The organism is Kitasatospora sp. NPDC057518 (assembly GCF_042802075.1).
Taxonomy (GTDB): domain Bacteria; phylum Actinomycetota; class Actinomycetes; order Streptomycetales; family Streptomycetaceae; genus Kitasatospora.
This window is the reverse complement of the sequence record NZ_JBHVEU010000451.1, coordinates 1-7340: the sequence shown is the minus strand read 5'-3', so window position 1 is coordinate 7340 and position 7340 is coordinate 1. Positions and strand designations below refer to the sequence as shown.

Genomic DNA, 7340 nt, shown 5'->3' with positions numbered 1-7340 from the left:
GGACGGCACTGCGCCGTCCGGGGCCGTCGGCGTTCCGGGGCCCGTCGTTCCGGTTCGTCCCGCTCGGAGCGGTGTCTACACTCCGGTCCATGCTGCAAACTCCGCGCAGGGCCCGCCAGGTGGCCGCGCTCAGCCTGGTGTTCGGCGCCGTGCTGCTGGCCGGCGCGGCCACCGGCGCCTGGGGCGACCCGGGCGGGCCGCCGCACAGCCCGTCCGCCGACACCGCCCGGGCCACCGGCGGGCTCCCGGCGGACCCGGCCGGCGCCGCCCTGTCCGAGCAGCAGGCCGAGCACCTGCTGGCGGCCGGCGGCGACCGCTGGGGCGCGTACTACAGCGCCCAGGAGTACGCGGAGTTCAGCCAGGGCCTGGACGGCCGGTACCCGGGCGTCGGCCTCTCGGTCGGCCGCGGCCAGGACGGCGTCACCGAGGTCTCCCAGGTCGCGCCCGGCGGCCCGGCCGCCGCGGCCGGGATCGCCGCCGGCGACCGGCTCGTACGGATCGGCCAGGACCAGGCCGACCACCTGCCGGTCACCGAGGTGGTCGCGCGGCTGCGCGGCCAGGGTGAGGAGCGCCGGGCCGGCTCCGAGGTCACCCTGGCGGTCCGGCGCGGCGAGGGGGAGGAGCGCGAACTGCGGCTGCGGCGCGTGCTGCTGGACAGCCGGCAGGTCACCGCGGAGCAGCTGGGCAAGGGCGTGCTGCGGGTGACCGTGCGCGGCTTCACCAGCGGCGTGGCCGACCAGGTGCGCGCCGCACTGCGCGCCCCGCACGCCGGCGTGGTGCTCGATCTGCGCGGCAACTCGGGCGGGTTGGTCGACGAGGCGGCCGGCACCGCCGGGATCTTCCTGGACGGCGGAACGGTCGGCTCGTACCAGGAGCGCGGCGAGACCAGGGAGTTGACCGCCCCGCCCGGCGGCGACCAGCGCACCCCGCTGGTGCTGCTGGTGGACGGCGGCACGATGAGCGCCGCCGAACTGCTGGCCGGAGCCCTCCAGGACCGCAGCCGCGCCGTGGTGGTGGGCTCGCGGACCTTCGGCAAGGGCACCGTCCAGCAGCCCAGCCGGCTCGCCGACGGCGCCGTGCTGGAGCTGACCGTCGGCCGCTACTACACCCCGGCGGGCCGCTCCCCGGACGGCACCGGCCTCACCCCCGACGTCCCGGCCGGTTCGGGCGAGGAGGCCGACGAGCTCGCCCTGCGGGTCCTCTCGGGGCTGGGCACCCGCGCCTAAAGCAGCTGCCCGATCCGGCCTCGAAGTGCGAGAATGGCCGCGTTATGGCAAAGGAAACCGGACAGAAGCTGATCGCGCAGAACAAGAAGGCGCGACACGAGTACACGATCCTCGACACCTACGAGTGCGGCCTCGTCCTCACCGGAACCGAGGTCAAGTCGCTGCGCGAGGGGCGGGCCAACCTGGTCGACGGCTACGCGTACATCCAGAACCACGAGGCGTGGATCGACAACGTCTTCATCCCCGAGTACACCCAGGGGACGTGGACCAACCACGCGGCCCGGCGCAAGCGGAAGCTGCTGCTGCACAGGATGGAGATCCACAAGATCGAGAGCAAGGTCCGCGACGCGGGCCACACCCTGGTCCCGCTCTCGCTGTACTTCAAGGACGGCCGGGTGAAGCTCGAACTGGCGCTCGCGGTCGGCAAGAAGCTCTACGACAAGCGCCAGACGCTGCGCGAGAAGCAGGACACCCGCGAGACGGCCCGTGCGGTGGCGGCGGCCCGCCGACGCCAGGGTTAATCCGCTGGACCCTCGCCCGTCGCCTCGCGTACTATGGCGCAAGCAACACGGACGATGACCGTCCGAGCTGTTTCTCAACAAAACATGGGGATGATCGGTTTCGACAGGGGATGTTGAAACAGGGGAAGCGAGCCGAGGAACGCGGCAATGATCTCGTTAACCACGTGTCGCAAAAAAATAATCGCCAACTCTAAGCGCGATTCCCAGCAGTTCGCTCTCGCTGCCTAATAAGCACCGATAGCGCTTGGGTGTCAGACCGGGGAGTTCCCGACCCGGACCCTGGCATAATCTAGGGAACTCAACCGTCCGCCCGGGCTGCGAGGGCGGATGGGAAATCAAACAGCAGCTGGGCCTGTTGGCGGCTTGTCCGTGTGACCGCCAGGGCCGAGAAAATCACAGCGGACTGCGCTCGGAGAAGCCCTGAATTAACTCCACTGGACCCGGGTTCGATTCCCGGCATCTCCACCACCCCATGTTGACACGAAGGCCGTCCTCCGCTCCGCGGAGGGCGGCCTTCGATTTTTGTACGTTCCGGAGCAGCGCGGCCGGGGGGTCGCGGCGTAGGATCATCCGTCCGCTCGTTTTCCGGAGCCGGATTCCGCCGCTACCACCGAGGCCATGCAGAGCAACACGCCCACCACCCCCGCCACCGACCACGAGACCGTCCGCGCACGCGAGATCGCCGGTGAGCAGCAGCACCTCGACACCGTCTACCACCGGTTGGAGGAGAAGCTCGCCGAGGCCGAGTACATCCTGGAGGACGCCGCCAAGCGGGTCCAGGTCGGCACCCCCGGCGCGCTCGCCGAACGCGACGCCCAGGTCTACCGGGCCGGCGCCCACCTCCAGCGTCTGAACAACGAGTTCGAGGACTTCCTGTTCGGCCGGATCGACCTCCAGCGGGCCGACGCCCCGGAGGAGCACGGCATCCCGTCGAACACCCCGCTCGACCCGGCCGACCCGGCCGTCGCCGAGACCCTCCACATCGGCCGACTGGGCGTGCTGGACGCCGAGTACGGCCCACTGGTGATCGACTGGCGCGCGCCCGCCGCCGCCCCCTTCTACCGCGCCACCCCGGTCGAACCGGGCCGGGTGATCCGCCGCCGGGTGATCCGCTCCAAGGGCCGCAAGGTGATCGGCGTCGAGGACGACCTGCTGCGTCCCGACCTCACCCCGACCCTGGACGGCGAGGAGCTGGCGGTGGTCGGCGACGGCGCGCTGATGGCCTCGCTGGGCCGCGCCCGCAGCCACTCGATGCGCGACATCGTCTCCTCCATCCAGAAGGAGCAGGACGAGGTGATCCGCGCCGCCGCCGCGGGCGCCACCCTGGTCACCGGCGGCCCCGGCACCGGCAAGACCGCCGTCGCCCTGCACCGCGCCGCCTACCTGCTCTACCAGGACCGCCGCCGCTACGCCGGGGGCATCCTGGTGGTCTCGCCGACCGCGCTGCTGGTCTCGTACACCGAGGGCGTGCTGCCCGCGCTGGGCGAGGAGGGCCAGGTCGCCATCCGGGCGGTCGGCTCGCTGGTGGACGGCATCGAGGCGGACACCTACGACACGCCCGAGGCGGCCCGGGTCAAGGGCTCGGCCCGGATGGTCCAGCTGCTGCGCCGGGCCGCCCGCGCGGCGCTGGAGCTGGGCGCGCCGCAGGAGCTCAAGGTGGTCGCCCGGGGCGAGGTGCTGAAGCTGGACGCCTCCCGGCTGAAGGCCGTGCGCGGCAACGTGGTGGGCTCCGGCGGCACCCCGCTGAACCTGCTGCGCCCGCGCGCCCGCCGGCTGCTGCTGGACGCCCTGTGGCAGCAGGCCACCAGGGACCTGCCGAAGCCCGCCGACCACTACGCCCGCGAGCAGCGCCAGGAGGAGAAGGAGTCCTTCGACGAGTACGTCTCGGACGAGGCGTCGTTCCTGGACTTCCTGGACGCCTGGTGGCCGGCGCTGACCCCGCGCCGGGTGCTCGCCACGCTGCGCCAGCACCGGCACACCAACCGGATCGCCCGCCGGGCCGTCACCCCGGACGAGGCCAGGCTGCTGGCGGCCTCCTGGCGCCACCTGTCCGGGCGGGGCGAGGGCGCGCTGTCCGCGCACGACGTCGCGCTGATCGACGAGCTCCAGGTGCTGCTCGGCGAGCCGGCCCGCCCGAAGGTCCGCGAGGTGGACGCGGTGGACCTGCTGAGCGGCCTGGACGAGGTCACCACCTTCGCCGACCGCAGCGCCCGCCAGCGCGACCGCCAGCCGGTCGAGCGCACGGAGTACGCGCACATCATCGTGGACGAGGCGCAGGACCTCACCCCGATGCAGTGGCGGATGATCGGCCGCCGGGCCCGGATGGCCACCTGGACGATCGTCGGCGACCCGGCGCAGTCCTCCTGGCCGTTCCCGCAGGAGGCCCAGGCCGCGCTGGACGAGGTGCTCTCCGGCAAGCCGCGCCGCCGCTTCACGCTGACCGTGAACTACCGCAACCCGGCCGAGATCGCCGAGGTGGCGGCCAAGGTGCTGGCGCTGGCCGCGCCGGGCACCCCGTCGCCGAGCGCGGTGCGTCACGTCGGCGTGGAGCCGCGCTTCGCGGCCACCACCGACCCCGCGCCGGAGGCCTTCGGCAAGGCCGCCCGGGCCGAGCTGGAGCGGCTGCTGGCCGAGGTGGACGGCACCGTGGCGCTCGTGGTGCCGATGGACCGCCGGGGCGAGGCGGCCGGCTGGGCCGAGGGCCTGGGCGGGCGCGTGGTGGTGCTGGGCAGCCTGGAGGCCAAGGGCCTGGAGTACGACGCGACCGTGGTGGCCGACCCGACCGGCATCGCCGGCGAGTCGGAGGCCGGCCTGCGGGTGCTGTACGTGGCGCTGACCCGCGCGACCCAGCGGCTGACCGTGCTCTCCGGTCCGGACGACCTGCCGGACGCGGCCGGCGTGCCCGCGCTGCTGCACGGCTGACGGACCCTACGGGATCCGACGGAAGAAGGCCCCTCACCGGGTGGTGAGGGGCCTTCAGACGTTTACGACACCGACCCGCCATGCTCGCCTCGCGGCAAGTGGTCCCTCGAAGGGACGAAGGTTGGGCCCGGGGGCTTGGATCGAGCCGGTGTCCCGTCCAATGTAACGCATCGGCCGGGAGAGGCAAGGAGCGAGCGGCGGGAGCCGGACGGCCATCGGGTGGGATTGTCGGGTCCGCACACTCAATGAACGTTATTTCTGGCTACCCCTTGGAAGGTGCGACGATCGACGTCTAGCATGCGCAGGCGATGCCTTCAACAAAATGTTGAGCCTGCGGGACAGACGGAAGAAGGAAGCGTCGATGGCGACGGTGCCCAGTGTCTCCAACTCGATCACGGTACGGCTGGAGGTCCCGGCCCGGGGCAACGCCGTCAGCGCGATCACCACGGCCGTGGAGTCCTCCGGCGGATCGGTGACCGGTCTCGACGTCACCGCCTCCGGGCTGGAGGCGCTGCGGATCGACGTCACGGTGGCGGCGGCCTCGGTCGCGCACGGCGAGGAGATCGTCGAGAAGCTGCGCACGATCGACGGCGTGTCGATCGGCAAGGTCTCGGACCGCACCTTCCTGATGCACCTCGGCGGCAAGATCGAGATGTCCTCCAAGCTGCCGATCCGCAACCGTGACGACCTCAGCATGATCTACACCCCGGGTGTCGCCCGGGTCTGCATGGCGATCGCGGAGAACCCCGAGGACGCCCGCCGCCTGACCATCAAGCGCAACAGCGTCGCCGTGGTCACCGACGGCTCCGCGGTGCTGGGCCTGGGCAACATCGGCCCGGAGGCCGCGCTGCCCGTCATGGAGGGCAAGGCGGCCCTGTTCAAGCGCTTCGCCGGGATCGACGCCTGGCCGATCTGCCTGGACACCCAGGACACCGACGAGATCGTCGCCATCGTCAAGGCGATCGCCCCGGGCTTCGCCGGGATCAACCTGGAGGACATCTCCGCGCCGCGCTGCTTCGAGATCGAGGCCCGGCTGCGCGAGGCCCTGGACATCCCGGTCTTCCACGACGACCAGCACGGCACCGCGATCGTGGTGCTGGCCGCCCTCACCAACGCGCTGAAGGTGGTCGGCAAGCGGATCGGCGACATCCGCGTGGTGATGTCGGGCGCCGGCGCCGCCGGCACCGCGATCCTCAAGCTGCTGATGGCGGCCGGCGTCGAGCACGCCACCGTGGCGGACGTGCACGGCGTGGTCCACCTGGGCCGCGGGGACCTCAACGAGAACCTGCGCTGGATCGCCGAGCACACCAACCGCTCGGGCCGCACCGGCAGCCTCAAGGAGGCCGTGGCGGGCGCCGACGTCTTCATCGGCGTCTCGGCCCCGAACGTCCTGGACGGCGACGACCTGGCCACCATGGCCGAGGACTCGATCGTCTTCGCGCTGGCCAACCCGGACCCGGAGGTCGACCCGGCCATCGCCCGGCAGACCGCCGCCGTGGTCGCCACCGGCCGCAGCGACTTCCCGAACCAGATCAACAACGTGTTGGTCTTCCCGGGTGTCTTCCGCGGCCTGCTGGACGCCCAGAGCCGCACCGTCAACACCGAGATGATGATCGCCGCCGCCCGCGCGCTGGCCACCACCGTGGCCGACGACGAGCTGAACGCGAACTACATCATCCCGAGCGTGTTCCACAAGGACGTGGCCAAGACCGTCGCCTCCGCGGTGCGCGAGGCGGCCCTGGCGGGGGCCCAGGAGGACCGCGCGCCGGCCCGTCCGACCCCCGGCATCGTGGGCACCCTCGACACCGCCGCGTTCCCCACCGTCAAGCTCTGACGGACGGCTCGGGCGACGTGTCGCAGATCGCTCAAATGTGCGAATAGCGGTCATACCCGCCCAGCTCGCCCCGAACCCTTGCGACACAAGGGCGAGGGGCGTGTTTGGGCTTGTCAGTCGTAGGGCGTACCGTAGCCCTGCACGGGGCAGGCGTGTCCGACAAGTACGGAACGTCCCCCTGGTCTTCCGGCGTGTCGTCCCGACCGCCGCCCGGGTCCGGTCCGCCGGAGCCGACGGAGCGTCACACCTCCGACGGGCGGGCGATGTTCGGGTGGCTCGGCCGGGGCCCGATTGGCTTTCTCGGGGCCGGTCGGGGCAGGATTCGTACCCAGGCGGGCGGGCGGGCCTTCGACGGCTCCGGCGCGCGGCATCGGGTACGGACCCGGCCTGCGACCACGCATTGCCTGCATGAGCACAGTGTGCGGACCTGCGGCCTATCCGGGTGCCCCCCGGTGGGAGCACCGATGGGCCCCCGCGCACCGCAAGCGAACAGACCACAGGAGTACACATGAACCGCAGTGAGCTGGTGGCCGCGCTGTCCGAGCGCGCCGAGGTGACCCGCAAGGACGCCGACGCCGTTCTGGCCGCCTTCGCCGAGATCGTCGGCGAGGTCGTCGCCAAGGGCGACGAGAAGGTCACCATTCCCGGTTTCCTGACCTTCGAGCGCACCCACCGCGCTGCCCGCACCGCCCGCAACCCGCAGACCGGCGAGCCGATCCAGATCGCCGCGGGTTACAGCGCCAAGGTGAGCGCCGGCTCCAAGCTGAAGGAAGCCGCCAAGGGCGCTGCCTGAGCCACCCCTTGAACGCCCGAGAGGCCGGGCTCCCCACTGGCGAG

5 protein-coding genes and 1 other RNA gene are annotated in these 7340 nt (G+C 71.9%); all 6 read left to right on the top strand.

The window, feature by feature from the left end; genetic code table 11:
* Nucleotides 1–89: 89 nt before the first annotated feature.
* The 6 genes from ACFU7Z_RS32820 (at nt 90) to ACFU7Z_RS32795 (ending at nt 7296) form a co-directional block, all read left to right on the top strand.
* On the top strand, nt 90–1226 hold the full coding sequence (locus ACFU7Z_RS32820; protein WP_380781530.1) for a S41 family peptidase: 1137 nt from the start codon (nt 90–92) through the stop codon (nt 1224–1226).
* Between the two features lie 44 nt (nt 1227–1270).
* Nucleotides 1271–1747 carry an SsrA-binding protein SmpB gene (smpB, locus tag ACFU7Z_RS32815; protein ID WP_049653438.1) on the top strand — a complete coding sequence of 159 codons (477 nt, stop codon included), beginning with the start codon at nt 1271–1273 and terminating at the stop codon, nt 1745–1747.
* Between the two features lie 86 nt (nt 1748–1833).
* Nucleotides 1834–2215, top strand: a transfer-messenger RNA (tmRNA) gene (gene ssrA, locus ACFU7Z_RS32810).
* 150 nt (nt 2216–2365) lie between these two features.
* Nucleotides 2366–4669 (top strand): UvrD-helicase domain-containing protein, encoded by a 2304-nt coding sequence (locus tag ACFU7Z_RS32805; RefSeq protein ID WP_049653441.1) that lies wholly within the window; start codon nt 2366–2368, stop codon nt 4667–4669.
* A 361-nt stretch (nt 4670–5030) separates the two neighbouring features.
* Entirely contained in the window at nt 5031–6503 is a 1473-nt protein-coding gene (locus ACFU7Z_RS32800; RefSeq protein WP_049653443.1) for an NAD-dependent malic enzyme, read from the top strand.
* Nucleotides 6504–7011: 508 nt separating this feature from the next.
* Nucleotides 7012–7296: an HU family DNA-binding protein gene (locus ACFU7Z_RS32795; protein WP_030242980.1), complete on the top strand. Its 285-nt coding sequence runs from the start codon at nt 7012–7014 to the stop codon at nt 7294–7296.
* Nucleotides 7297–7340 lie beyond the last annotated feature (44 nt).

Bases quoted from the DNA above. Each gene is read 5' to 3' on its own strand.
- ACFU7Z_RS32805 (WP_049653441.1), top strand. From the start codon at position 2,366: ATGCAGAGCAACACGCCCACCACCCCCGCCACCGACCACGAGACCGTC.
- smpB (WP_049653438.1), top strand. From the start codon at position 1,271: ATGGCAAAGGAAACCGGACAGAAGCTGATCGCGCAGAACAAGAAGGCG.
- ACFU7Z_RS32820 (WP_380781530.1), top strand. From the start codon at position 90: ATGCTGCAAACTCCGCGCAGGGCCCGCCAGGTGGCCGCGCTCAGCCTG.
- ACFU7Z_RS32800 (WP_049653443.1), top strand. From the start codon at position 5,031: ATGGCGACGGTGCCCAGTGTCTCCAACTCGATCACGGTACGGCTGGAG.
- ACFU7Z_RS32795 (WP_030242980.1), top strand. From the start codon at position 7,012: ATGAACCGCAGTGAGCTGGTGGCCGCGCTGTCCGAGCGCGCCGAGGTG.